The following is a 25,347-nucleotide window of genomic DNA, read 5'->3' as shown; positions in this document are numbered from 1 at the left end:
GTCGAGGGAAAATCGCGATTCTGGCACCCCTGCCACAATTACGCCCCTGATGACGACCCCAACGCCCCCCTTGTCCGCCACGCCCGCCTACATCCTGAACCTCTCGTGCCCCGACCGCACGGGCATCGTGCACGCCGTCTCGGGCTTCCTGCTCGAGCGGGGCGCCAACATCGAAGAGGCCGCCCAGTACAACGACCACGGCACGGGCCTGTTCTTCATGCGCGTGCGCTTCGCCTGCGGCGACCACAGCGAAGCGGTGTTGCGCGAGGAGTTGAAGACCTTCGCGGCCGGCTTCGGCATGAACCTGCAGCTGCACGCCGCCGCCGAGCCGATGAAGACGGTGATCCTGGTGAGCAAGGAAGGCCATTGCCTGAACGACCTCTTGTTCCGCTGGAAGAGCGGCCTGCTGTCCATCGACGTGCGCGCGATCATCTCGAACCACCGCGACTTCTACCAACTGGCCGCCAGCTACAACGTGCCGTTCCACCACATCCCGGTAGCGGGCGCGACGAAGGCGCAGGCCGAGGCGAAGCAGCTGGAAATCATCGAGGCCGAGGGCGCCGAGCTCGTGGTGCTGGCGCGCTACATGCAGATCCTGAGCAACGACCTGTGCCGCAACCTGGCGGGCCGCGCGATCAACATCCATCACTCGTTCCTGCCCAGCTTCAAGGGCGCCAAGCCCTACTACCAGGCGCACGACCGCGGCGTGAAGCTGATCGGCGCCACCGCCCACTACGTGACGGCCGACCTGGACGAAGGCCCGATCATCGAGCAGGACGTGGCCCGCGCCGACCACACCGACACCGTCGAAGACCTCACGGCCCGCGGCCGCGACACGGAGAGCCAGGTGCTGGCCCGCGCGGTGAAGTGGCACAGCGAGCACCGCGTGCTGCTGAACGGGCACCGGACGGTCGTGTTCCGCTGAGCATCGCCGGCAGCCCGCGCCTTTCCAAAAGAAATGCCCGCGGAACGGCCGAGCCGTTCCGCGGGCATTTGTCCCTGCGAGGGGGATGCGAGAGCGCCGCGGCGTGAAGTGCGCGCTCCCCAGGCTCAGTTGCGGTTGGGGTTGTTGGGGCGGCTGTCGCGGCGGTCGGGCACGCCGTCGCCGTCACGGTCCCAGCGGCCGCGGTTGTATTCCCAACGGCCATTGTTCTCGCGCCATTCCGGCGCGCGGTACGCGTAGCCCGGACGGGCGCGCACATAGACGCCGCGCACCCACACGTGGCGCCCGCCGCGCCATTCATAGTGCCCCGGTGCCCACACATAGCCGCGGCGCGGCGGAGGCACGCGCTCGGCGCGCGGCGGTGGCGGAGCGACCTGGATGACCACGGGCTGCGCTTGCGCGGTCGTGGGGATGGTCATTGCAGCGCCCATCGAGAGCAACGAGGCAGCGCCGACAGCGAAGGAGATTGCGAGTTTTTTCATGGGGAACCCCTCATGAGTTGTTGGTGAGCCTTCATGCTGCCGGTGTCGTGTGAACCGCCTGTAAGCGGCACGCGAAATCTTGTGTAGACCTGTTTCCCCCTTTCTACGCCCCAGCGGCGTGTCGCCGGGCGCCACAGCGCCCGCTCATGCGCTCTTGCGAGCGCTCACTCCTGCAATTCCTTCAGGTCGATGGCCGCGGCCATCGCGGCGTGGCCGGCCTTGTTGGGGTGCAGGTGGTCGCCGTTGTCGAACTGCGGATTCAAGGTCTGCGGGTCCGCGGGGTTGCGCAATGCGGCATCGAAATCGATCACGCCATCGAGGTCCTGGCGGCTGCGGATCCAGCGGTTGACCGCGTTGCGCATGGCCTCGTTGTCCTCGTTCCAGTACGGCGTATTCCGGAACGGGGGCACCGTGCCGAGCAGCACCTTGATGCCCTTGGCGCGCGCCTGCTTCACCAGTTGCTGCAGCCCCTCGGTGATGCGCTCGGCGGTCGGAAGATCGTGCACGGTGTCCGGATTTCCGGGCGCCCCGAGGAACACGCTGCGGCCGATGTCGTTGGTGCCCAGCAGCACGATCGTGTGCGTCACGCCGCTCTGCCCCAGCGCATCGCGCGCGAAACGCGCGAGCCCGTGGGGCCCGATGCCATCGACCAGGAGGCGGTTGCCGCCGATGCCGGCATTGAGCACCGACACCTCGTGCGCCGCCTGCGGGCTGTCGCGCAGGCGGGTGGCCAGCATGTCGGGGTACGCGCCGTCGCCGGACTCGCCGCCGCCCGCGGTGATCGAGTCGCCGAACGCGACCACGGTGCGCACCGACTTCGTGGTCAGCACGTCCAGGCCCGTCACGATGTGATTCAGCGGCAGCGTCGTCGCGCCCTGCAGTTTCGATGCCGCGACGGCATTGCCCGGCGCGACCCAGCTCGTGTCGACGGAGAGGAGATGCACCGTGCCGTAGGGCGTCGCGCGATCGAAGAACGCGCTGACCGCCACGGTCTGCCCGGCCTCGATCTTCAGATCCACGCCGTCGCTCCAGGCCTCCGCGCCGGGCGCGATGGTGAGGCTCGCGCGGCCACCGAAACGCAGCACCCGCAACGTCGACGGAGAAATCGCATCGCCGCCCGTGCTGCGCGCCACGCTCGCGGCCGCGATGCGCAACGGCGCCTTGCCGAAGCGATTGGAAAAACGAATGCGGATGCGCTCGCCGCCGAGCGTGGGCGCCAGTTGCTGCCGCAGTGTCTGCCCGCGGAACTGATCGCCGCCGGGTGCGGGCTTGTGCGCCACGACCGGGTTCGCGGCCAACTCTCGAAAGTCCAGCGGTGCCACGGCCCAGCTGCCGACCCAGTGCGCTTCGACGGGTTGCCGTGGCTTGTGATCGGGCTGCACCGCCTGCACCCCGACGGCCAGCACGGCGAGGCAGAGGGCAGCGACCCAGTGCGCCAGTGCCACTTCGCGAAGGCTGCGGAGCCAGCGGAAAACGAGGTTCATGCGTGCAAAGCGGCCCAGTTTACGGAGCCGCCTTGCCCTCTGGCGCGACGGGGTCTAGCGCGTGGTTACCAAGTGTCTACGTACGGAGAAATAGGTGCTACAGCACGCGTGGCGGAGGCCAGGCCGCGCACCAGCCAGGTGCGGGTTTCGGCCGGGTCGATGACCGCATCGATCTCCAGCGTCTGCGCCATGTGGATCGCCTCGCCATTCGCGTATTGCTGTGCCACGAGCTTCTTGAAGAGCGCATCGCGCGCCTCGCCTTCGGGCACTGCCGCGAGCTCCTTGCGAAAGCCCAGGCGCACCGCGCCTTCAAGCCCCATCGCGCCGAACTCGCCCGTGGGCCAGGCGACGGTGAACACCGGCGCATCGAAACCACCGGCCGTCATCGCCTGCGCGCCGAGGCCGTAGCCCTTGCGCAGCACGACCGCGAAGAAGGGCACGCGCAGGTGCGAGGCCACCATGAACATGCGGCACACATGGCGCACCTGCGCCTGCGCCTCGATCTCGGGGCCGACCATGAAACCCGGCGTGTCGCACAACGACACGATAGGCAGCCCGTGCGCATTGCACAGCTGCATGAAGCGCGCGGACTTGTCGGCGGCCTCCACGTCGATCGCGCCGCCCAGGTGGTGCGGGTTGTTGGCCATGAGGCCCACCGGCCGGCCCTCGATGCGCGCGAGCGCGGTGACGATGCCCGCGCCGAAGCCCGCACGCAGTTCGAGCAGCGAGCCCGTGTCGGCCACGCCGCGCATCGCCGCGCGCACGTCGTACACGCGCAGGCGGTTCTCAGGCACCACGTGGCGCAACGTGCGCGGGTCGGCGCATTGCCAGTCGGCGACGGGGCCCTGGAAGTACGAGAGGTATTGCTTCGCCGCGGCGACGGCGGCGGCTTCGTCCTCCACGAGGATGTCGATCACGCCGTTGCGCGACTGCACGCTGCTCGGCCCGATCTGCTCGGGCGCAAAGGTGCCGAGCCCGCCACCCTCGATCATCGCGGGGCCGCTCATGCCGATGTTGCTGCCACGCGTGGCGATGATCACGTCCGCGCAGCCCAGCAGCGCCGCATTGCCCGCGAAGCAGCGGCCATGCACGATGCCCACCACCGGCACCTTGCCCGAGAGCGCGGCGAACTGGCTGAAGGTGTGGTTGTTCAGGCCCGCGACGATGGGCATGTCGGTGTCGCCCGGCCGGCCCCCGCCGCCTTCTGCGAACAGCACGACCGGCAGCTTCAACTGGTGGGCCACCGACAGCAGCCGGTCGGTCTTGTGGTGATTGCGCATGCCCTGCGTGCCGGCCAGCACCGTGTAGTCGTAGGCGAGCACGGCGCAGCGCGATGTCTCGGGGCCGAACTGCTTCGCATTGATGCTGCCCAGGCCCGTCACCATGCCATCGGCCGGCGTGTTGGCGATCAGGTCTTCGAGCGTGCGGCGGCGTGTTTGCGCGGCGATGGCGAGTGCGCCGTACTCGATGAAGTTGCCGGGATCGGACGCGGTGTCGCAGAGGTCCGCGATGTTCTCGCGTGCGGTGCGGCCGCCTTGTGCGTGGCGTTTGTCGACAGCGGGCTTGCGGTTGATGTCGAGCGTGGGCGCATGGCGATCGATCACCTTCTGCAGGTCGGGGCGGATCGCTTCGAGGTCGTGCTCGGCGCGCGCCTCGGCTTCGACGACCTGCGCATCGACGGCTTCCAGGCGCACCAGCGATTGCCCCTCGACGAGATAGTCGCCGGGCTCCGCGAGCAGCGCGACCACGCGACCCGCGAAGGGGGCGTGCAGCAGGTGCTCCATCTTCATCGCCTCGAGCACGCCGAGCTGCGCGCCGGCAGGGAGCACATCGCCGATGGCCACTTCGAACTGCACCAGCTTCGCGGGCATCGGGGCCTTGACGGTCAGGGCATCGTCCGATTCATCGGCCAACGACGCTGCCGCCTGCGTCGCGACAGGCGCCATGTCCTTCGCATGCTTGTCGAGCGAGGCGGCAGCGGCGAGCAAGTCGCCCAGGTGCGCTTCGACGAAGCGCGTATGCACCGCCTGCGTCGCGAACTCGGGCCGCGCCGCGATGGCACGCAGCAGCGGGAGGTTGGTGGCCATGCCGTCGACGCGGCACTCGTCCAGCGCGCGCAGCGAGCGCCGCAGCACGTCGGAAAAATTCGGTGACGACGAATGCACGATCAACTTGGCGAGCAGCGTGTCGTAGTGCGGCGACGGCGCGAGGCCCGCATAGCCGTGCGTATCGATGCGCACGCCGGGCCCGCTCGGCAGGTCGAAACGCGCGAGCGTGCCGCCCGAAGGCCGCGCATTGCCCTGCGCGTCGAGCGTCTCGGCGTTGATGCGCCACTGCACCGCGAAGCCGCGCTGCGGCGCCGTGCGATCGGCCTGCACGCCCAATGCACCCAGCGACTGGCCGGCCGCCACCGCGATCTGCAGCTGCACCAGGTCCAGGCCCGTGACGGCTTCGGTCACCGTGTGCTCGACCTGCAGGCGCGGGTTGGCTTCGATGAAAACGAAGGGCAGCGTCGCCGATGCCGCATCGACGAGAAATTCGAAAGTGCCGAGCCCGCGATAGCCGACCGTCTTCGCCATGCGCAGTGCGGCTTGCGTGACCTGCGCACGCAGCGCCTCGGGAAGCAACGGACTGGGCGCGATCTCCACCAGCTTCTGGAAGCGCCGCTGCAAGGTGCACTCGCGCTCGCCGAGGCTGGCCACGCCCTGCCCGTCGCCCAGCACCTGCACCTCGATGTGCCGCGCATTGCGCATCAGCCGCTCGACATACACGCCCTCGATGCCGAACGCCGCCTTGGCCTCGGACATGCATCGCGCATGCGCCTCGGGCAACTCCTCGGCGTTCAGCACCGCGCGCATCCCGCGCCCGCCGCCGCCCCCGATGGCCTTGACCATCACGCCCGCGCCCTGCGCATGCTGCTCGGCGAAGAAGGCCTGCGCCTGTGCGAGCGTCACGGCGCCTGCGCTGCCGGGCATCACGGGCACATCGCATTGCGTGGCCAGCTCGCGTGCGCGCGCCTTGTCGCCGAAGAGGCCCAACTGTCCGGGCGTCGGCCCGATGAAGACCAGGCCCGCATCCGCGCAAGCCTCTGCGAAATCCGCACGCTCGCTCAGGAAGCCATAGCCGGGATGCACCGCATCGCAGCCCTGTCCCTTCGCGACCGCGATCAGCGCGGCCACGTCCAGATACGCAGACGGCCCCGTCGCATCGAGCGCCACGGCCGCATCGGCCAGCTGGACATGCAGCGCCGAAGCATCGTCGCGCGCATGCACCGCCACGCTGGCGATACCCAGGTCGCGCAGTGCGCGCACCAGCCGCACGGCGATCTCGCCGCGGTTGGCAATCAGAACTTTGGAGAACACGCGAAACCTTTCAGGTCTTGTCTTTCAGCAACCGGCGCAGCACCTTGCCGGCGCCGGTGGTGGGCAATGCATCGATGAAGCTCACGGCGCGCGGCGCCTTGTAGCTCGCCATGTTGTCGCGCGACCAGGCGATGAGTGCGTCGGCTTCGAGCTCGGCATCGGGCTTGCGCACGATGAAGGCCTTCACGACCTCGCCCTTCTCGGCGTCGGGCTGCGCGATCACCGCGGCCTGCGCCACCGCGGGATGCTTGATGAGGATGGTCTCGACCTCTTCCGGGAACACGCTGTAGCCCGAGACCTTGATCATTTCCTTGAAGCGGCCGATGAAGGTGAGATACCCGTCTGCATCGAGCTTGCCCATGTCGCCCGTGTGCACCCAGCCGTGGCGCAAGGTGGCCGCGGTGGCCTCGGGCTTGTTCCAGTAGCCCTTGAAGGTGCCCGGGCTGGTGAGCACGATCTCGCCGACCTCGCCGGTGGGCATGTCGGCGCCCGTGTCGGCGTCCGCGATGCGGATCGCGACGCCCGGCACCGCGATGCCCTGCGTGCCCCAGCGCGGCGCATGGTGCGGCGTGTAGGTGTCGCAGGTGTGGGTCTCGCTCAGGCCGTAGGCGGCCTCGAACGAGGTGCAGTTGCCGGCATGCGAGCGCCACTGCGCGGCCAGCGGTTCGGTGAAGGTGATGCCGAAGCTGGTCACCGGATTCATCTTCAGGCTCGTGAGGTCGAAGCCCGCGATGTCGGCCACCTGCATGCACGCCACGTTCATCGGCGCGATGCTGTACCACCAGCTCACCTTGTACGTGGCGATGGCCTGCAGCACCGCGCGTGGATCGAAGCGGTGCAGCAGCACCGAGGTGGCGCCGCCGAGCACCGGCACGTTCACGCCCATCAGCATGCCGGCGATGTGATACAGCGGCGCGATGGAGAGCAGCACGTCGTCCGGGCGCACGCCGTTGCAGTCGACCACGGCGCGCGTCTTGAAGAGCGCGTTGCCGTAGCTCAGCATCGCGCCCTTGGGCAGGCCCGTGGTGCCCGAGGTGTAGGTCATGAGCGCGACGTCGTCCATGTCGATGGCGACGGGCTCTGGTTTCGCACCTGTCTTCATCACCGCGAGGAAGTCTTCGCAATCGGCCGGCACGTTGCGCTGCGCCTTCTGCTCGGCGGCCAGTTCCGCCGGCAGGTCGAGCGCGACCGGCGCGGGCAGCAGGTCGGCGTAGTGCACCACGAACACATGCGAGAGCGCGCTCTCGGGCTGCACCTTGCGCACCACCGGCAGGAGCGGCGCGGCCGCGACGATCACGCGCGCCTTCAGGTCGTTGACCTGATAGGCGAGCTCGTGTTCCTTGTTGAGCGGACCGCTCGGGCAGACGATGGCGCCGATCTTCTGGATGCCGAAGTGCGCGACCAGGTACTGCGGGCAGTTGTTGAGAAAGAGCACCACCGGCTCGCCTTTCGCAACGCCGATGGCCTGCAGGCGCGCAGCGAAGGCATCGCTCGCGCGGTCGAGCTCGGACCAGCTCATCGCATGGCCGTACCAGATGCAGGCGGCACGGTCGCCGCGCTCGCGCGCGTGGGTGCGCAGGTACGCGTGCAGCGGCTGTTGCGGGCGGTCGGGCAGTGTCTCCATGGCGTCTCTTTCTCAGGGTTATCGATAGCCGCCTGCACCGGGCAGGCGCTTGCCAATGGGTGCATGGTGCACGAACAATCCTACCCATGGGTATAACTTCCGCGACACGGCACAAACCCTCTGGGGCCGACAAAGCCAAGCAGACAGCGACCGCCACCACGGCGCAGCCGCACCTGCCGCAAGGCACGGGCCGCCAGCGCGCGGCCACGCAGAGCACCGACACGCAGCGCGAGCGCATCCTGCAGGCGGCCGCGCAGCTCTTCGCCGCGCAGGGCTACGCCAACACGACGATGGCGCAGATCGTTCGCGCGCTCGGCGTGACCAAGCCCTTCGTCTACTACTACTTCCGCGACAAGCAGGAGATCTTCGAGACGCTCTCCTGGCGCCCCGCGGTCGACTGCTTCACCGCGCTCGACTTCGCGGCCGACGATGCGCGCCGCGCGAGCCAGAAGGTGCTCGAAGGCATCGAGCGGCTGATCCGCGCCACCATCGCGCACCACCCGGTCGCCTTCTTTCCGTACCGGGAGCCCCAGGTGTACCGGCCCGAGTACATCGCGGCGCAGAAGAAGCTCGCGCACCACTTCTACGACCTGCTGTGCCCGCTGCTCGAAGAGGCGCGGCGCGACGGCGACCTCGACTTCGGCGAGACCAAGATCACCGCGCTCGCGGCCTGCAGCCTGCCGGGCTTCCTGTACAGCTGGTACCGCCCCGGCGGCCGGCTCTCGCCCGACCAGGTGGTGGCCGAGCTCACGAAGCTCGCGAGCCGCGTGATCGGGCTGCGCGCCAAAGACTGACCACCCATCTCCGGAGACACACCATGAAGCTCAAGAAGGCGCCCTCGGCGCGGATCGCCCTTGCCTGCCTGCTTTGCATCGCCAGTGCGGCGCACGCGCAGCAGCCAACCTACAAGATCGCCTACATCGATCCCCTCTCGGGCCCCTTCGCGAACGTCGGCGAGCTGATGCTGATGCACACGCAGTACGCCATCGAGGACATCAACGCCAGGGGCGGTGTGCTCGGCGGCACCAGGCTGCAATTGCTGCAGTTCGACAGCAAGCTCTCCGCGCAGGAGAGCCAGAGCGCGCTGCAGGCGGCCATCGACCAGGGCGCCAAGGCCATCGTCACGGGCGGCTCGGGTTCGTCGGTGGTCACGGCGCTGGTGCAATCGGTGGCGCGCTGGAACCAGCGCAACCCGGGCAAGGAGCTCATCGTGCTGAACCACTCCTCCATCGACCCCGAGATGACCGGCAAGGGCTGCAGCTTCTGGCACTTCCAGACCGAGGCCAACACCGCGATGAAGATGAAGGCACTGGCCAACTACATCAAGAAGACGCCCGACGTGAAGAAGGTCTACCTGCTCAACCAGGACTACGCGCACGGCAAGCAGTGGGCAAGCTACGGCCGGCAGATGGTCGGCCTCGCGCGGCCCGACGTGCAGTTCGTGGGCGAGGCGCTGCATCCCATCGGCCGCGTGAAGGACTTCGCGCCCTACATCGCCAACATCCGCCAGAGCGGCGCCGACTCGGTCATCACCGGCAACTGGGGGCAGGACATGACGCTGCTGCTCAAGGCCGCGGGCGATGCGGGCTACAACCTGCGCTACTTCAACCACAGCGCGGGCTCGGTGCCGGGCACGGTCACCGCGGTGTCGCAGGCGAAGACAGGGCAGCTCACCTGGGTGGCCGAATGGCATCCGGGCGAGGCCGACACGCCGAAAGCCGATGCGCTGGCCAAGGCCTACAAGGCCAAGACGGGCAAGGACTTCCTCGCGCCACGCATCGACATGACGCCGCGCCTCTTGGCCGCCGCCATCGACAAGGCCGGCAGCGCCGACACCGTGAAGGTGGCCCGCGCGCTCGAAGACCTCCGCTTCGATTCGGTGGTCGGCCCGGTGCGCATGCGCGCCGAAGACCACCAGCTGCTGCTGCCGCAGGTGGTGAACACCATCGCGCCGGTGGACGGCAAGGCGGTCAAGACGGGCTGGGAAGGTACGAACTATGGTTTCCGCACCGATGCGGTCTACACCGGCAACGAGCTCGCACAAGGCACGGAGTGCAGGATGGTTCGGCCCTAGCGGGGTGTGAAGGGCGAATGACGGGCGAATGACGGGCACAGACAATTTCTAGGGGAAACCCCGTCCTGCCTCTCCCCTGTGCCGTCGGGATACTCCGGGTGATACCTCCCGGATTTCCGAAGCGGGTCCATTCCAAAGGCACAACACCAAATGGCAGGCAAGAACTCGCTCTATCCGATCCCGCATCCGGCGAAGAAACCCTTCGTCGGCAACCTGCTGTCGATCGGCTCCGACTCCCCCGTGCTCGACATGTGGAAGATCGCGCAGGACCTGGGCGGCATCTACTGGCTCGACATGCCGGGCATGCCGGTGATCGTGGTGTCGTCGCCCGCGCTGGTCGACGAGCTCTGCGAGGAAGCGCGCTTCGACAAGAGCACGCGCGGGGCCCTGCGCCGGCTGCGCGCCGCGTCGCACGGCCTCTTCACCTCCGACACGCACGAGGAGACGTGGTCCAAGCCGCACAACATCCTCCTGGCCAACTTCAGCCAACGCGCGATGCAGGCCTACCACCCGATGATGCTGGACATCGCCGGGCAACTGGTCACCAAGTGGGAGCGGTTGAACTTCGACGAGGAGGTGGACGTGGTGCGCGACATGACCGCGCTCACGCTGGACACCATCGGCCTGTGCGGCTTCGGCTACCGCTTCAACTCGTTCTACCGCGAGGGCTTCCACCCCTTCGTCGATGCGATGGTGCGCACGCTGGAGACGGTGCAGAACCGCCGCGGCCTGCCGCTCGAGGAGCTGATGCTCAAGAAGGAGCTTGCGCAGCAGCGCAAGGACATTCGCTACATGCACAAGATGGTGGAGGACATCATCGAAGAGCGGCGCGCGAGCGGTGCCGACATCGCCACCAAGCCCGACCTGTTGAGCTACATGATCGCGGGCGTGGACAAGAAGAGCGGCGAGCAGCTCACCGACAAGATGATCCGCGACGAGTGCATCGAATTCCTCATCGCGGGCCACGAGACCACCAGCGGCCTGCTCTCGTTCGCCATCTACTTCCTCCTGAACAACCCCGAGGCGATGGCCAAGGCGCAGGCCGAGGTCGACAGCGTATTCGGCGGCGACACCTCGCAAAAACCCACCTATGCGCAGGTCAACCGCCTGCAGTACGTGATGCAGGTACTGAAGGAAGCGCTGCGCATGTTCCCGACCGCGCCCGCGATCTCGATGCGCGCCAAGGAAGACACGACCATCGGCGGCCAGTACACGATCAAGAAGAACAACATGGTCATCATGCATGCGCTCGCGCTGCACCGTGACAAGGGCATCTGGGGCGAGAACGCCGACCAGTTCGACCCCGACAACTTCAGCCGCGAAGCCGAGCGCGAACGGCCGGTGAACGCCTTCAAGCCCTTCGGCAACGGGCAGCGCGCCTGCATCGGGCGGCAGTTCGCCCTGCAGGAGGCGGTGCTCACGCTGGGCATGATCCTGCAGCGCTTCAACCTGGTCGATCACACGGGCTACAAGCTCAAGATCAAGGAAGCGCTCACGATCAAGCCGGAGAACTTCAAGATCAAGGCGCTCTTGCGCGATCCGGCCTCGCGCCCGCGCAGCAACGGCGAAGCGGCCGCAACGCCGGACACGCCCGCCAAGCCCGTCGTGCGCAAGCCGCAGGCAGCGCGCCACGGCACCTCGCTGCTGGTGCTGCAGGGCTCCAACCTCGGCACGGCCGAGGACCTGGCGCGGCAACTGGCCGAGGCCGGCGAGCTGCGCGGCTTCTCCACGCAGGTCGCTTCGCTGGACGACTACGCCGAGCGGCTGCCGGCCAACGGCGCCGTGGCGATCGTCTGCGCCTCGTACAACGGCGTCGCGCCCGACAACGCCGCGGAGTTCCACCGCTGGCTCGACAAGGCCGACGACGCACTCAACGGCGTGCGCTTCAGCGTGTTCGGCTGCGGCAACACCGACTGGGCGGCCACCTACCAGGCCGTGCCGCGCCGCATCGACGAGCGGCTCGAAACGCTGGGCGCCACGCGCGTGCATCCGCGCGGCGAAGGCGATGCGCGCGAGGACATGGACGGCGCCTTCCAGGACTGGAGCGACGCGCTCTGGCCGACGCTGGTGAAGGCCTTCGACATCAAGGCCGGCGCCGACACGCCCGCCGAGGCCGAACCGCTCTACACGCTCGAGGAACTCCCGCCGCCGCAGAAGAACGCGCTGGTCGATGCGCTGGGCGCCGTGGCATTGCGCGTGGTCGAGAACCGCGAACTGCAAAGCCCCGGGGGCGATGGCGACAACAGCCGCTCCACCCGCCACGTCGAGCTGATGCTGCCTGAGGGCGTGAACTACGTGCCCGGCGACCACCTGAGCGTGGTGCCGCGCAACAGCCCCGCGCAGGTCGAGCGCGCGATGGCGCGCTTCGGCTTCGACCGCTCGGCGCACGTGCGCCTTTCGGCCGTGCCGGGCCGCAAGGCCGCGCTGCCGGTGGACCAGGTGATCGCCGTCGATCGCCTGCTGGGCGACTACGTCGAGCTGCAGGACGTGGCCACGCGCAAGCAGATCGCCACGCTCGCCGCGCACACCGAGTGCCCGTTCACCAAGCCGAAGCTCGTGGCGCTCTCGGGCAGCGACGAGGCCTCGCAGGCCGCGTACAAGGCCGAGGTGCTGCACAAGCGCAAGTCGCTGCTCGAACTGCTGGAAGAACACCGCGCCTGCCAGGTGCCGTTCGCGGTGTTCCTGGAAATGCTGTCGCCGCTCTCGCCGCGCTACTACTCGATCTCTTCGTCGCCGGCGATGACGCCGGGCCGATGCAGCGTCACCGTGGGCGTGGTGAGCGAGCCGGCGCTCTCGGGCAACGGCACCTTCGAGGGCGTGTGCTCCAACTACCTGGCGCGCGCCGAAGCGGGCGACACGGTGCACGGCGTGATCCGCGAGACCACGGCCGAGGGCTTTCGCCTGCCGGAAGAGGCCAATCGTCCGCTGATCATGATCGGCCCCGGCACCGGCCTTGCGCCGTTCCGCGGCTTCCTGCAGGAGCGTGCCGCGCAGGTCGAGCGCGGCGAGGCGCTGGGCGAGGCGATGCTGTTCTTCGGCTGCCGCCATCCCGAGCAGGACTTCATCTATGCGGAGGAACTCAAGGCCTGGTCGCACCGCGGCCTGGTGAAGCTGCACACGGCCTTCTCGCGCTCGGGCGAACGCAAGGTCTATGTGCAGGACCTGATCCGCGAGCAGGCCGCGGCCGTGTGGCAGCTGCTGGAAGCCGGCGGCGTGATCTACGTGTGCGGCGACGGCTCGCGCATGGAGCCCGATGTGCGCCGCACCCTGACCGACATCGCGCGCGAGCACGGCCACGACAGCAATGCCTGGATGGACAAGATGATCGCCGACCAGCGCTATGTGCTGGACGTGTGGGCGGGCACCTGAACTGCACCCGAAGAAAATTGGGGCATGTGGACTAGCTTTCCCACGGTTCTAGTTTTTCACGCCTAGGCCTCCCCGAAGAAGATCGACGCATCGCGAATCCCGCGATTCGTTCAACTTCTGGAACCGGGGAGACTTGGAGCATGGTCAGGGCCGATGAACCGCTGCGCGTGGCTGTCGTGGACGGGGATGTGATCCAACGGTCTGCGTTGCAACGCAGGCTGGCCGCCAAGGGCCATGCCCCCACCCCGTTCCGCAACGCCGGCGACCTGCTGGCGGCCCTGTGCCACGGCTGGCGCTTCGGCCTGTTGCTGCTGAACCCCTCGGACCCCGTGGCCTGGAACGAACTGGCCACCGCCTGCCGGCAACAGGGCCTGCCCGTGCTGCTGCTGACGGACGAGCCGCTCTGGCATGCGCCGCCCGAGTTCGACACCCTCAACTGGAACCACGCCATCGTCGACTTCGCGGTGCAGCCCATCGCCGACCATGAACTGGAATGGCGCATGCGCACCCTGCTCTCGCGCGCACGCGGCCCGGTGCCGCAGACCACGCGCACGGACGACCTGGTCTGCGGCGACTACCGCCTGCTGGCGCAGCGCCGGGCGGTGCTGCATCGAGGCCGGGAACTCAGGCTCGATCCGCGCGAATTCGAGCTCGCGTTCATGCTGTTCCGCAATTCCGATCACCTGCTCACGCGCGACTTCCTGTGGATCTCGCTCTGGAAGCAATTGCCGCGCAAGGGCGCGCGTGCGCTCGACATCGCCGCAGCCGGCATCCGCAGGAAGCTCGACCTGCGCGAGGAAAACGGCGTGCTGCTGCGCGCCGCCTACAAGCGCGGCTACGAACTGCTCACCGTGACGCCTCAGGCGGTCGTGCCGCGCCTGGCGCTCTCTTCGTCGTAGAGCTCTTTCTTGGAGAGCTTGCCGACGGCCGTCTTGGGAAGCTCGGCGCGGATCTCCATGGCCTGCAGCATCTCGTGCTTGCCGAGCCGGTCTTTCAGGAAGTTCTTCAGCTCCTCGAGCGTGAAGGCCGCGGCCCCGTTCTTCAGCTTGATGAAGGCCTTGGGCGACTGGCCGCGGTACTCGTCGTGGATGCCGATCACCGACACCTCCTCGACCGAGGGGTGCTCGTAGATCGCATCCTCGATGGTGCGCGGGTACACGTTGAAGCCGCCGCACAGCAGCATGTCCTTGGTGCGGTCGACGATGAAGACGAAGCCGTCCTCGTCCATGTAGGCCACGTCGCCGCTGCGAAAGAACCCGTCGCCGGTCATGCTGGCCTGCGTGGCGGCCTCGTTCTTCCAGTAGCCCTTCATCACGTTCGGGCCCGAGATGCAGAGTTCGCCGCGCTGGCCGAGCGGCATCTCCACGTCGGAATCGACCAGGTCGCGCATCGACAGCGTGATGCCCGGCAGCGGCATGCCGCAGGAGCCCGCCTTGCGCCGGCCGCGCGCGGGCGTGAAGCTGCCGGTGGGCGAGGTCTCGGTCATGCCCCAGCCCTCGTTGATCTGGCAGCCCGTGAGCTTGAAGAATTTCTGCGCCACCTCGACCGGCAGCGGCGCGCCGCCCGAGCCGCAGGAGCGCAGCGAACGCAGGTCCAGCTCGGTCACCTTCGGGTGGTTGATCATGGCCATGTACATGGTCGGCACACCCGAGAAGATGGTGATCTTTCGCGCGTCGAACGTCTTCATCACCGTGTCCAGGTCGAAGCGGGTGTGCAAGACGATTTCGGCGCCCAGCCGGATGCCCATGAGCAGGTTCGTCACCAGCGAATAGATGTGAAAGAGCGGCAGTACGGCGAGGATGCGCTCCTCGCCCAAACCCACGATGGGCTCCTCGCCCGACAGGGTCTCCACGTACTGCGCGCAGGCGGCCGTGAGGTTGCCGTGCGTGAGCATCGCGCCCTTGGGCAGGCCGGTGGTGCCGCCCGTGTATTGCAGCGCGGCGATCGCGTCGGCCGGATCGGCAACCGGGCGGTAGTCGTGCCGGCCGTCGTTGTCCAGCAGTTGCGCGAACGACATGTGGTGCGCGTTGTCGGCCACCTGGGCCAGGAGGCCCGCGCCCTGCATGTGCGCGCGCGTGGGCCCGGGCGCCCCGGCGTATTCGTCGAGCGCGCCGACGATCAGCTTCTTCAGGCGCGAATGCCCCATGAGCCGCGCCATCTGCGGATAGAGCGCGGCCAGATCGAGGGTGACGAGGAAGTCGCTCTCGCTGTCTTCGACCTTGTGCTCGAGCACGCGCTCCGCATCGAGCGGCGAATAGTTGACCACCGTGCCGCCCGCGCGCAGCACGCCGAAGAACGCGATCGGGTAATGCGGCGAGTTGGGCAGGTACAGGCCCACGTGCACGCCCGGGCCGACGCCGAGTTTCTGGAAGCCGGCGGCCGCGCGGTCGACCAGCGCGCCGAATTCGCGGTAGCTGATGCGGCGACCCATGAAGTCGAGGAAGGGCCGGTCGGGCCACTGCGCGACGGCTTCTTCGAGCAGTTGCGGAACGGGCGTGCGCGCGAGCGGCGCGTCCCACCGCACGCCGGAGGGGTAGGAGGAGACCCAGGGGTGGGCGTCAGCCAGTAGGGGTCTGGTCGTCATGGTGCGGGCTCCCTGATGTGTGGCAACAGCAGGCGCACGTTACGCCGTTGCCCGCGATTGGGCGAGGCCCTTCGCGCGCATTCGGATGCGGGGTTTCCCCTTGGGAATGTATGGGCCCGCGCGGCGCCGACGCGGCACCTGCGCAGGCATACAAAGCTGCCGGGTAAACACCGGCGGTCGTGCAACCTCAAAACGCGCGCCGATGGGAACAATCGCAGGTCCACCCCTGAGGCTTGCCATCATGAAACACCTGAGCGGCGTCGACGCCACCTTTCTGCACTTCGAGACCACCGAGATGCCGATGCACGTGGGCTCGCTCAACGTGCTCGACCTGCCCGAGGGCTACCAGGGCGATTTCTACGAAGACGCGAAGGCCTGCCTCGCGGCGCGCCTGCACCTGGCGAACGTGTTCACGCGCAAGCTCGCGCTCATGCCGTTCGACATGTCGAACCCGGTGTGGGTCGAGGACGAGGACATCGACATCGACTACCACGTGCGCCACATCACGCTGCCACAGCCGGGCACCAACCGGCAGCTGCAGCAGTACGTGGCGCGGCTGCATTCCACGCTGCTGGACCGCAGCCGGCCGCTGTGGGAGTTCTTCATCATCGATGGCTTGAAGAGCGGCCAGGTGGCGCTCTACACCAAGATGCACCACGCGGGCATCGACGGGCAGGCGGGCATCGAGGTGGGCAAGGCCATCTTCGACATGGCGCCCACCGGCCGCGTGGTGAAGCCGCCGCGCCCGCGCGCGCGCCGCAGCAGCTACCAGCTGGGTGTGGCCGAGCTGGCAGGCGCTGCGCTGCGCAACACGGCCGCGCAATACATCAAGGTGGTGAAGCTGATGCCTGCGTTGGGACGTGCGGCGCGCGGGCTCGCGCAGCGCAGCGATGCAACGGCCGCCAAGGACCCGCGCTCACTCTCCCGGCGCTTCAACCTGCTCGCGCCGCGCACGCCGTTCAACGTGTCGATCACCAACCAGCGCAGCTTCGCGGGCCGCACCATCTCGCTGGCCGAGACCAAGCAGCTCGCGCGGCATTTCGGCGTGTCGCTCAACGACGTGGTGATGGGCACCATCTCGGGCGCGCTGCGCCGGTACCTCGCCGACAGCAACGAGCTGCCCGCGAAGTCGCTGGTGGCGGGCGTGCCGGTGAGCCTGCGCGAAGCGGGCGACAGCACGGCCAACAACCAGGTGACGGGGATGACCGTGAGCCTGGCCAGCGATGTCGCGGACCCGGTGGAGCGCCTGAAGCAGATCGCGCTGTCGTCCAACGCATCCAAGTCGGTGGTGAACCGCTTCAAGCCGCTGATCCTGGATGACTTTCCGACCTTCGCCGCGCCGTGGTTCATGTCGGGCATGGCCTCGCTGATCGGCCGCTCGGGGCTGGTGAACGTGCTGCCGCCGATGATCAACGTGGCCATCTCCAACGTGCAGGGCGCGCCCTTTCCGATGTACTTCGCGGGGGCGCTGGTGACGTGCAACTACCCGGTGTCGATCGCGGCGCACGGCACCGCGCTCAACGTGACGGTGCAGAGCTACAACGGGCGCATGGACTACGGGCTGATCGCCTGCCGGCGCGCGGTGCCGGACGTCATCGAGATCGGCGACTACATGCTCGTGGAGCACAAGCTGTTGATGGCGCGGATGCAGGAGACGCCTGCTGCGAACGACGAGATGACGGTGCCGGCGAAGAAGCCAGCGGCAAAGGCGCCCGCAAAGAGCGTCAGGGCGCGAGCGACGGCCTGACGCGCCCAAGAAAAAGCCGGCAGATGCCGGCTTTTTCTTGGGCGCATTTCACATGTCGCGGTCGGGATCGGGATAGACCAGTGGCCCCAGCAGGCCGCGGTTGAAGGGCTTCCATTCCCCCTCGGGCTGCGCGAGCCGGTCGGCCACCGCATAGAGCACCGCGGGGTGCGCGCCGAGCCCCAGGTGGCTGGCCATCACTTCGATGTTTTCCGACTGCGGACCGGTCTTCTCGAGGCTGCAGCGCCAGGCGACGACGCCATCGGTGCGGCTGAAGATCGAGGTGGTCGGCACCGGCGGCGTGGGCTCGACGAACTTCATGCGGCGCGGGTCGTGCGAGCTCTGGCCGCTCACGCCTTCGTACACGCGCCATGCGTTGGTCGCGCGCGGGCTGCCGGAAAACGGGCTGCCCAGCGTGATGACGTTGCGGATCAGGTCGGGTTGCGCGGAGGCCAGCAGGCGCGCATAGACGCCGCCCAGGCTCCAGCCGATCACGCTGACCTTCTGGCCGCTTTTTTCGTGCAGCGTCTTGAGCAGCTGGACCATGCCGTCTTCCACGCCTTCGCGCGGACCGAGGTTGCGGCCCAGGCCCCAGCCATGGGCGTCGTAGCCGCGGCTCGTGAGGTAGCGGCGCAGCAGCAAGGTGGAAACGTCGCTCGCCACCAGGCCCGGCAGCACGAGCACCGGGTGCCCGTCGCCGCGCGGCGTGAGCTGCAGCAACGGCCACATGGCGATGCCGGCGCCTGTTTCCCAGAGGGCGCGCGCTTCGGCCAGCAGCAAGAGGCGCGAGGGGGGCGCGATGTGATCGTGGGTGGCGGTGGTCATGGAGGCAGCTTCCTTTCGGGTTTTCTCTTTTATAGGACGAGCATGAGGGGCCATGGTTGCACTCTCCCGTCGGACGACATCGTCATTTATCCGAGGTATTTGCCCCTCAGGTAATCAAGGTAAGCCCTCGATTCGCTGGAAACATACGGAGAAACCAGCGTGAGCGTGTAGAAAGCCGCCAAACCGGGATCGGCCTGCGCCAGCGCGTCGCGCCCGGGCACCAGGCGTTCGAACGACAGCCAGCAGGTGGTGGTGAACACCATCTGCAGGGCCAGGATGCGCGCCTGCTCGGCGCTGGTCTCGATCACGCCCGAGGCGACGAGGCCTTCGCACAGCGTTTGTGCGGCGAGCAGGTTCTGCGCGGTGAGCGCCTGCGCGCGCTGGCCGAGGGCCGGGTACTCGCTGGCCAGGAAGGCCATGTCGCGGTAGATGAAGCGGTATTCGTCGATGGCCTCGAAGCGCAGGTGCAGCGCGAGCCAGAGGTCGTCGATGGCCGAGATCGATGGCGAAGAACCGTTGAGCGTTTCGAGCCGTTGCTCGAAGCGCCGGAACAGCCACTCGACGATCAGCTGCTTGGCCTTGAAGTGGTAGTGCAGATTGCCCGGGCTCATGCCGAGCTCGGCGGCGATCTTGTGTGTAGACACGGCCGCGAGGCCTTCCGCGTTGAACAGCGCGAGGCTGGTCTGCAGGATGCGATCGCGCGTGGTGTTGGAGCTGGCCACAACCGGCTTGCGTTGTCGTCGCTCAGCGCTTGCTGTTGCCACGGGGGCCGGCGTTGCTTTCGAATTGCGCGAGGCGTTCGCGCAGGTGCGCCACCTCTTCGCGCAGCGCCTGCACTTCTTCAGCGCTCGGCATGCCCAGGCGTTGCAGGGCGGTGGCCACGCGCTGGTCGAACACGTCCTCGAACTTGCGGATGCCGAAGCTGTCCAGGCTCGGGAAGCCGCGGGTGAGCGCCGCCTTGGCGCCCGCCGCGTCGACCTTGCCCTGCCCGATGCCGAGCAGGCCTTCGATCACGTTGGCCTGGCGCTTGGCGACGTCGCTGCGCACGTTGTCCAGTGCCTTGAGGCCGGCACGCAGCAGGCCTTCGGCCTTGCCGGGTGCGGTTGCCGCTGTCTTCTTGGCCGCAGGTGCCGCCTTGCGCGGCGCCGCGGCTTTCTTCGCAGCCGGAGCTTTGGCCGGAGCTTTCTTCGCAGGCGTCGCCTTCTTCTTCAACTTTGCAGTTTCATCGGTGCGGGTCGCCATTCAGTGGTGCTCCAGATAGCAGAAAGAAAAAGAGGCGCAGAGCGCCTCGGGGGTCAAGCTGCCTTGCGGGCAGCAGCGCGGCGAACCGGCTTCTTGGCCGCGGCGACCTTGGCCTTCACGGTGCGCACGGGCTTGGCGATGTCGCTGTCCACGCCGGCCACGCGGGTTTCGATCTGCTTGGCACCGGCGGCGATGCGGTCGGCGATCTGCACCGAGACGGTGGCGATCGGCTGGTTGATGGCGTTCAGCGTGTTCAGCACCGAGGTGGCGACCGGCGATTCGACGCGGGCAACGCGGCCAGCGACGGTTTCGATGCCGCTGGTGGTGCCGGCGGCAACGCGGTCCATCACCGAGACGATGCGGCTGGTGTCGATGTCCAGGCGGTTGGCCAGGAAGCCGTTGACCTTCTCTTGCGCGCCGATCAGGTTGGCCTTGATCTGTTCGCTCACCAGCGGGATCTGGCGGCTGCCCAGGAAGTTGCTGTAGCGCGAAGCGGCGCCGCCCAGGAGGCGATGCACGCCGGTGCGGTAGGCGCCGACCAGGGTCTTGCCCGCGTCGTTGTACTGGCCGACGACGTGGATGGCTGCGGAAGCGAGGGTGGTTTGCGTGGACATGATGAAGATTTCCTTGAAGTTGAGTGGGTCGCTGGATGCGATGGGCCAATCTTCTTCCGAAGGGCCTAGGCCTGCAAAACTAGAACCGTCGGAAAACTAGTCCAACTGCCCCAATTTTCGGGCCCGAGGGCCCTTCATCATGCGGCGGCAGCTCTGGCGGCACTGGCCCGCTTGGCCGGTGCGGCCTTTCGGGCTACGGGTTTGGCGGTCGTCTTGATGGCGGTCTTTGCCCCGGCCTTCCTGGCGGGCGCTTTCTTCGCCGGTGCCTTGGCCGCGGCCTTCACCGGCGCGGGCTTCTTGACGGCCGCCCTCGCCGGCACCTTCTTGCGCGCGGCCGGCTTCTTCGCAGCGGGCGCGGCCTCCTCGACGTCCGGCGCATGTGACGCAACAGGCGCGGGCCTGGGCGCCGTGACGCCGGCCGCGGACGGATGCTTCTGCGTCAGGTCCATCAGGAGCTTGTGCTCGGCCAGCATGTAGTCGCCGATCTCGGTGATGTCGGGCACGGCGCGGCGGCAGGCGATGAGGCCGTAGTCCATGCGGCCGTTGTAGCTCTGCACCGTCACGTTGAGCGCCGTGCCGTGGCTGGCGATCGACACCGGGTAGTAGCAGGTGACCAGCGCGCCCGCGAAGTACATCGGGAACGGCGCGCCCGCCACGTTGGAGATGGCCACGTTGGCCGCGGGCGGCAGCAGGTTGACGAGCCCCGAGCGGCCCACCATCGAGGCGATGCCCGACACCAGCCAGGGCGCGGCGAAGGTCGGGAAGTCGTCGAGGATCACGGCCTTGAAGCGGTTCATCGTCGACTTGGAGCTGTTGGACGACGCGTTGATCGCCTTCAGCCGCTGGATCGGGTCGGTGATGTCGGTCGCCAGGCTCACCAGGATCATGCTGGCCTGGTTGTTGGCCGTGTCGTCGCCCGCTTCGCGCAGGCTCACCGGCACGCCGGCCACCAGCGGCTTGGCCGGCAGCTCGTTGTTGTCGGCCAGGTAGTGGCGCAGCGCGCCGGCCACGGTGGCCATGACCACGTCGTTCAGCGACACGCCGAAGTGCTTGGCAACGTACTTGGTCTCGGCCAGGGAGATGGTGCGGCCGGCAAAGGTGCGCTGGTTGGTGATGGACACGTTCAGCGAGGTGCGCGGCGCGAAGAGGTTGAACTTCTTCGGCGCGGTGGCCGCGGCCTTTTCGGCCGCCTTCTCGTCGGGCTTGGCCAGGCCGCCGATGGCGCGCGCGATGGCCGGCGCCATCTTGAAGAGCTTGACGTACTGCTGCGCCGTGTTGCGCAGCGCCGCCGTTGCGAGCTCGGCCATGCCCAGTTGGTAGCCGTTGCCGCGCGGACGCGAGCGCGGCGGCTTCACCACGCGGCCGGTGGCCTCCAGGTCGAAGATGGCCTTGCCCACTTCCACGCCGGCCTGCCCGTCGATGCCCGCGTGGTGCACCTTGGTGTAGAGCGCCACCTGGCCGCTCTGCAGGCCGTCGATGATGAAGAACTCCCACATCGGGCGGCTGCGGTCGATGAGCGTGGAATGCAGCCGCGCCACGTACTGCTGCAACTGGCGGTTGGTGCCGGGCTTGGGCAGCGTGATGTGGCGCACGTGGTAGTCGATGTCGATGTCCTCGTCGTCCACCCACACCGGGTTGGACATGTCGAAGGGCATGAGCGCGAGCTTGCGCGTGAACACATCGGCCAGGTGGATGCGGCTGGCCATGAACTCTTTGGCGTCCTCGTAGAAATCGCCCTTGTAGCCCTTGGGCAGGTCCAGCACGTTCAGCGAGCCCACGTGCATCGGCATCTCGGGCGTTTCCAGGTGCAGGAAGGTGGCATCAAGTCCGCTCAGGTGTTTCATGTGTTGTGTCTCCTTGGTGGGGCATGCGCCGTTCGGCAGGATACCCCGCACGTGGCGTCCGTGGGCCCCGCCTGCTTCAGTGTTTCCACCGAGGTTTTGGCAAGTAATGAAAAAGTGGCCGCACCCGCAACAACTGCTCACAGGGGCTTTTTTCACAGGGGCTTCGTACACTGCCGTCCATGACATCCAACCCCTCCCCGCCCGCGCAAGACGATCACCTCTGGCTCGAAGAGATCGACGGCGAGGCCCAGCTCGACTGGGCCCGCAAGGAGAACGCGAAGACCGTGCAGGCCTGTGCGCAGTCGCCCGCCTTCAAGGCGCTCGAGGCGGGCATCCTCGAAGTGCTCGACTCGGACGACCGGATTCCGATGGTCCGCAAGATCGGAGAGAACTTCTACAACTTCTGGCGCGACAAGGCCCACCCGAAGGGCCTCTGGCGCCGCACCACGCTGGCCGAATACAGGAAGCCGCAGCCCGCATGGGAAACCGTGATCGACATCGACGCGCTGGCCGCGGCCGACAAGGAAAACTGGGTGTGGCACGGCGCCGATTGCCTGGAGCCCGACTACAGGCGCTGCCTCGTCTCGCTCTCGCGCGGCGGCGCCGATGCCGACGTGGTGCGCGAGTTCGACCTGCAGAGCAAGTCGTTCGTCGAAGGCGGCTTCACGCTCCCCGAGGCGAAGAACCACGTGGGCTGGAAGGACATCGACCACCTCTATGTGGCCACCGATTTCGGCCCCGGCTCGATGACCAGCTCGAGCTACCCGCGCATCGTGAAGGAATGGAAGCGCGGCACGCCGCTCGCAAGCGCCACCATGGTGTACGAAGGCGCGCACGAGGACATGTCCGTGAGCGCCTACCGCGACAACACGCCCGGGTTCGAGCGCGACTTCGTCTCGCGCCAGATCGATTTCTACGAAAGCGAAACCTGGCTGCGCGGCACGGGCGGCACGCTCACCAAGATCGACGTGCCCGACGACTCCAACACCGACATCAGCCGCGAGTGGATGCTGATCGAGCCGCGCGAGGACTGGACCGTGGACGGCGCGACCTACAAGTCGGGCTCGCTGCTGGCCGCGAAGTTCGACGACTACATGGCAGGCAGGCGCGAGCTCACCGTGCTCTTCACGCCCGACGACACGACCGCGCTGGACAGCCATTCGTGGACGCGCCACCACCTCATCCTCAACGTGATGCACGACGTGGTGAACAAGCTGGAAGTGCTCACGCCGCAGGACGGTGGCCCCTGGAAGCGCGAGAGCCTGGGCGGTGCGCCCGCGCTCTCCACCATCGCGGCCGGCGGCATCGACGAGGACGACAACGACGACTACTTCCTCACCGTGAGCGGCTTCCTGCAGCCGACCACGCTCTACATCGGCACCATCGGCCAGGGCGAGCCCGAGGTGCTGAAGGACAGCCCCGGCTTCTTCGACGCGTCGCGCTACAGCGTGAGCCAGCATTTCGCGGTGTCCAGGGACGGGACGCGCGTGCCCTACTTCGAGATCGCCGCCAAGGACCTGAAGGCCGACGGCACGAACCCGACGCTGCAGTACGCCTACGGCGGCTTCGAGATCTCGCTGCAGCCGAGCTACAGCGGCAGCATCGGCCGCGCGTGGCTGGCGCAAGGCGGCGTCTACGTGATCGCCAACATCCGCGGCGGCGGCGAATATGGCCCGCGCTGGCACCAGGCCGCGCTGCAGGAGAACCGGCTTCGCACCTGCGAGGACTTCGCTGCGGTGTCCGAGGACCTCATCGCGCGCAGGATCACCTCGCCCGCGCACCTGGGCGCGATGGGCGGCAGCAACGGCGGCCTCCTGATGGGCAACATGCTCACGCTGTACCCGCAGCTCTACGGTGCGATCGTGAGCGAGGTGGCGCTGCTCGACATGCGGCGCTACACGCACCTGTCGGCTGGCGCGTCGTGGATCGCGGAGTACGGCGATCCGGACCAGCCCGACGAGTGGGAATGGATCAAGGGCTTCTCGCCCTACGAGAACGCCAGCGCCGGCCAGAGCTATCCGCCCGCCCTCTTCACCACCTCGACCCGCGACGACCGCGTGGGCCCGGTGCATGCGCGCAAGATGCATGCGAAGCTGGCCGCGCAGGGCCACGACACCAGCTTCTACGAGAACATGGAAGGCGGCCACAGCGCGGCCTCGGACAACAAGGAATCCGCCTTCATGGATGCCTTGGGCTACGCGTATCTCTGGCAACACATAGGGAAGCCGACATGAGCATCTCCAGCACCACCCTCGAACTGATCGGCGCGCCGACCGACATCGGCGCCAGCGTCCGCGGCGCCGGCATGGGGCCCGACGCGCTGCGCGTGGCCGGCGTGGCCGAGGCGCTCGCCAAGCAGGGCTTCATGGTCATCGACCGCGGCAACCTCGCCGGCCCGGCCACGCCCTGGGCGCCGCCGGCCAACGGGCTGCGCCATCTGAACGAAGTGATCGCGTGGAACCGCTCGGTCTACGACGCCGTGGACACCGCACTGGGCGCCGGCCACGTGCCGCTGATGCTGGGCGGCGACCACTGCCTGGCCATCGGCTCCATCAGCGCGGTGGCCTGGCATGCGCGCAAGCGCGGCAAGAAGCTGCGCGTGCTGTGGCTGGACGCGCATTCCGACGTCAACACCGAGACGACGAGCCCCAGCGGCAACCTGCACGGCATGCCGGTCTCGTGCCTGCTGGGCCACGGGCCCGCGGAGCTGACCGGCTGGAGCGGCGAGCGCGCGGCGCTGGCGCACGAGGCCATCCGCTTCATCGGCATCCGCAGCGTCGACGCCGACGAGAAGGAGGCCATTCGCACGCTCGGGCTGAACGTGTTCGACATGCGCCACATCGACGAGCACGGCATGCGCACCACCATGACCGAGGCGCTGCAGGACGTGGACGAGGACACCCACCTGCACGTGAGCTTCGACCTGGACTGCCTGGACCCCAACATCGCGCCCGGCGTGGGCACCGGCGTGCGCGGCGGTCCGACCTACCGGGAGATGCAGCTGTGCATGGAAATGATCTCGGACACAGGGCGGCTCGGCTCGCTCGACGTGGTGGAGCTCAACCCCGCGCTCGATGTGCGCAACCAGACCGCGGAAGTGGCGGTGGAACTGATCGAGAGCCTGTTCGGCAAGTCGACGCTGGTGCGTTGACCCCG

Annotated in this window: 18 protein-coding genes; 8 read left to right on the top strand and 10 right to left on the bottom strand. The window is 67.9% G+C overall.

Translation table 11 applies throughout. From position 1 onward, the window contains the following. Nucleotides 1–49: 49 nt before the first annotated feature. Nucleotides 50–925 carry a formyltetrahydrofolate deformylase gene (purU, locus tag BM133_RS33105; protein WP_093443584.1) on the top strand — a complete coding sequence of 292 codons (876 nt, stop codon included), beginning with the start codon at nt 50–52 and terminating at the stop codon, nt 923–925. Between the two features lie 125 nt (nt 926–1,050). Here purU and BM133_RS33100 read toward each other — a convergent pair whose 3' ends face one another. The 4 genes from BM133_RS33100 to BM133_RS33085 all read right to left on the bottom strand — a co-directional run bounded on the left by BM133_RS33100 (nt 1,051) and on the right by BM133_RS33085 (nt 7,895). Next, a complete protein-coding gene (locus tag BM133_RS33100; protein WP_093443582.1) occupies nt 1,051–1,425 on the bottom strand; it encodes a YXWGXW repeat-containing protein in 375 nt (124 codons plus the stop codon). A gap of 164 nt (nt 1,426–1,589) precedes the next feature. After that, a complete protein-coding gene (locus BM133_RS33095) occupies nt 1,590–2,909 on the bottom strand; it encodes an SGNH/GDSL hydrolase family protein (protein ID WP_177225022.1) in 1,320 nt (439 codons plus the stop codon). Between the two features lie 65 nt (nt 2,910–2,974). Then, the gene (locus tag BM133_RS33090) at nt 2,975–6,271 is read right to left on the bottom strand and encodes a carboxyl transferase domain-containing protein (RefSeq protein WP_093443580.1); all 3,297 of its coding nucleotides are present in this window, start codon (nt 6,269–6,271) and stop codon (nt 2,975–2,977) included. A gap of 10 nt (nt 6,272–6,281) precedes the next feature. Beyond that, nucleotides 6,282–7,895: an AMP-binding protein gene (locus BM133_RS33085; protein ID WP_093443578.1), complete on the bottom strand. Its 1,614-nt coding sequence runs from the start codon at nt 7,893–7,895 to the stop codon at nt 6,282–6,284. Nucleotides 7,896–7,981: 86 nt separating this feature from the next. Here BM133_RS33085 and BM133_RS33080 point away from each other — a divergent pair, with 86 nt between their 5' ends. The 4 genes from BM133_RS33080 (at nt 7,982) to BM133_RS33065 (ending at nt 14,237) form a co-directional block, all read left to right on the top strand. Further along, the gene (locus BM133_RS33080) at nt 7,982–8,689 is read left to right on the top strand and encodes a TetR/AcrR family transcriptional regulator (RefSeq protein WP_093443576.1); all 708 of its coding nucleotides are present in this window, start codon (nt 7,982–7,984) and stop codon (nt 8,687–8,689) included. A gap of 23 nt (nt 8,690–8,712) precedes the next feature. Then, on the top strand, nt 8,713–9,969 hold the full coding sequence (locus BM133_RS33075; protein ID WP_093443574.1) for a branched-chain amino acid ABC transporter substrate-binding protein: 1,257 nt from the start codon (nt 8,713–8,715) through the stop codon (nt 9,967–9,969). Between the two features lie 150 nt (nt 9,970–10,119). Further along, nucleotides 10,120–13,338, top strand: a complete 3,219-nt coding sequence (locus tag BM133_RS33070) for a bifunctional cytochrome P450/NADPH--P450 reductase (RefSeq protein ID WP_093443572.1) — start codon at nt 10,120–10,122, stop codon at nt 13,336–13,338. Nucleotides 13,339–13,478: 140 nt separating this feature from the next. After that, a complete protein-coding gene (locus BM133_RS33065) occupies nt 13,479–14,237 on the top strand; it encodes a response regulator transcription factor (protein WP_093443570.1) in 759 nt (252 codons plus the stop codon). On the opposite strand, the gene BM133_RS33060 is transcribed toward BM133_RS33065, so the two are convergent. Beyond that, a complete protein-coding gene (locus BM133_RS33060; protein ID WP_093443568.1) occupies nt 14,198–15,922 on the bottom strand; it encodes a long-chain-fatty-acid--CoA ligase in 1,725 nt (574 codons plus the stop codon). The two genes, BM133_RS33065 and BM133_RS33060, sit on opposite strands and share 40 nt — an antisense overlap. Nucleotides 15,923–16,163: 241 nt before the next feature. On the opposite strand from BM133_RS33060, the gene BM133_RS33055 reads away from it, so the two are divergent. Further along, entirely contained in the window at nt 16,164–17,669 is a 1,506-nt protein-coding gene (locus tag BM133_RS33055) for a WS/DGAT/MGAT family O-acyltransferase (protein ID WP_093443566.1), read from the top strand. A 48-nt stretch (nt 17,670–17,717) separates the two neighbouring features. Here the strand turns inward: BM133_RS33055 and BM133_RS33050 are convergent, their stop codons facing one another. The 5 genes from BM133_RS33050 to BM133_RS33030 all read right to left on the bottom strand — a co-directional run bounded on the left by BM133_RS33050 (nt 17,718) and on the right by BM133_RS33030 (nt 22,191). After that, nucleotides 17,718–18,491: an esterase/lipase family protein gene (locus BM133_RS33050; RefSeq protein WP_093443564.1), complete on the bottom strand. Its 774-nt coding sequence runs from the start codon at nt 18,489–18,491 to the stop codon at nt 17,718–17,720. Between the two features lie 86 nt (nt 18,492–18,577). Continuing rightward, nucleotides 18,578–19,213, bottom strand: a complete 636-nt coding sequence (locus tag BM133_RS33045; protein WP_093443562.1) for a TetR/AcrR family transcriptional regulator — start codon at nt 19,211–19,213, stop codon at nt 18,578–18,580. Nucleotides 19,214–19,235: 22 nt separating this feature from the next. Next, entirely contained in the window at nt 19,236–19,733 is a 498-nt protein-coding gene (locus tag BM133_RS33040; protein ID WP_093443560.1) for a phasin family protein, read from the bottom strand. Nucleotides 19,734–19,786: 53 nt separating this feature from the next. Continuing rightward, nucleotides 19,787–20,347, bottom strand: coding sequence for a hypothetical protein (locus BM133_RS33035; RefSeq protein ID WP_177225021.1), 561 nt, complete (start codon nt 20,345–20,347; stop codon nt 19,787–19,789). A gap of 137 nt (nt 20,348–20,484) precedes the next feature. After that, nucleotides 20,485–22,191: a WS/DGAT/MGAT family O-acyltransferase gene (locus BM133_RS33030; protein ID WP_093443556.1), complete on the bottom strand. Its 1,707-nt coding sequence runs from the start codon at nt 22,189–22,191 to the stop codon at nt 20,485–20,487. Nucleotides 22,192–22,370: 179 nt separating this feature from the next. On the opposite strand from BM133_RS33030, the gene BM133_RS33025 reads away from it, so the two are divergent. Both BM133_RS33025 and rocF read left to right on the top strand, forming a co-directional pair. After that, nucleotides 22,371–24,425 (top strand): prolyl oligopeptidase family serine peptidase, encoded by a 2,055-nt coding sequence (locus tag BM133_RS33025; protein ID WP_093443554.1) that lies wholly within the window; start codon nt 22,371–22,373, stop codon nt 24,423–24,425. Further along, nucleotides 24,422–25,342: an arginase gene (gene rocF, locus BM133_RS33020; protein ID WP_093443552.1), complete on the top strand. Its 921-nt coding sequence runs from the start codon at nt 24,422–24,424 to the stop codon at nt 25,340–25,342. Before BM133_RS33025 ends, rocF begins: the two co-directional genes overlap by 4 nt. Nucleotides 25,343–25,347: the final 5 nt, after the last annotated feature.

The organism is Variovorax sp. 770b2, assembly GCF_900115685.1.
Classification (GTDB): Bacteria; Pseudomonadota; Gammaproteobacteria; order Burkholderiales; family Burkholderiaceae_C; genus Variovorax.
Note: the sequence above shows the minus strand (reverse complement) of the source record. Positions and strands in the feature narration are given on the sequence as shown.

Excerpts from the sequence above, each read along its gene's own strand:
- purU (WP_093443584.1), top strand. The coding sequence starts at position 50 with ATGACGACCCCAACGCCCCCCTTGTCCGCCACGCCCGCCTACATCCTG.
- BM133_RS33100 (WP_093443582.1), bottom strand. The coding sequence starts at position 1,425 with ATGAAAAAACTCGCAATCTCCTTCGCTGTCGGCGCTGCCTCGTTGCTC.
- BM133_RS33095 (WP_177225022.1), bottom strand. The coding sequence starts at position 2,909 with ATGAACCTCGTTTTCCGCTGGCTCCGCAGCCTTCGCGAAGTGGCACTG.
- BM133_RS33085 (WP_093443578.1), bottom strand. The coding sequence starts at position 7,895 with ATGGAGACACTGCCCGACCGCCCGCAACAGCCGCTGCACGCGTACCTG.
- BM133_RS33080 (WP_093443576.1), top strand. The coding sequence starts at position 7,982 with ATGGGTATAACTTCCGCGACACGGCACAAACCCTCTGGGGCCGACAAA.
- BM133_RS33075 (WP_093443574.1), top strand. The coding sequence starts at position 8,713 with ATGAAGCTCAAGAAGGCGCCCTCGGCGCGGATCGCCCTTGCCTGCCTG.
- BM133_RS33070 (WP_093443572.1), top strand. The coding sequence starts at position 10,120 with ATGGCAGGCAAGAACTCGCTCTATCCGATCCCGCATCCGGCGAAGAAA.
- BM133_RS33065 (WP_093443570.1), top strand. The coding sequence starts at position 13,479 with ATGGTCAGGGCCGATGAACCGCTGCGCGTGGCTGTCGTGGACGGGGAT.
- BM133_RS33060 (WP_093443568.1), bottom strand. The coding sequence starts at position 15,922 with ATGACGACCAGACCCCTACTGGCTGACGCCCACCCCTGGGTCTCCTCC.
- BM133_RS33055 (WP_093443566.1), top strand. The coding sequence starts at position 16,164 with ATGAAACACCTGAGCGGCGTCGACGCCACCTTTCTGCACTTCGAGACC.
- BM133_RS33050 (WP_093443564.1), bottom strand. The coding sequence starts at position 18,491 with ATGACCACCGCCACCCACGATCACATCGCGCCCCCCTCGCGCCTCTTG.
- BM133_RS33040 (WP_093443560.1), bottom strand. The coding sequence starts at position 19,733 with ATGGCGACCCGCACCGATGAAACTGCAAAGTTGAAGAAGAAGGCGACG.
- BM133_RS33035 (WP_177225021.1), bottom strand. The coding sequence starts at position 20,347 with ATGTCCACGCAAACCACCCTCGCTTCCGCAGCCATCCACGTCGTCGGC.
- BM133_RS33030 (WP_093443556.1), bottom strand. The coding sequence starts at position 22,191 with ATGAAACACCTGAGCGGACTTGATGCCACCTTCCTGCACCTGGAAACG.
- BM133_RS33025 (WP_093443554.1), top strand. The coding sequence starts at position 22,371 with ATGACATCCAACCCCTCCCCGCCCGCGCAAGACGATCACCTCTGGCTC.
- rocF (WP_093443552.1), top strand. The coding sequence starts at position 24,422 with ATGAGCATCTCCAGCACCACCCTCGAACTGATCGGCGCGCCGACCGAC.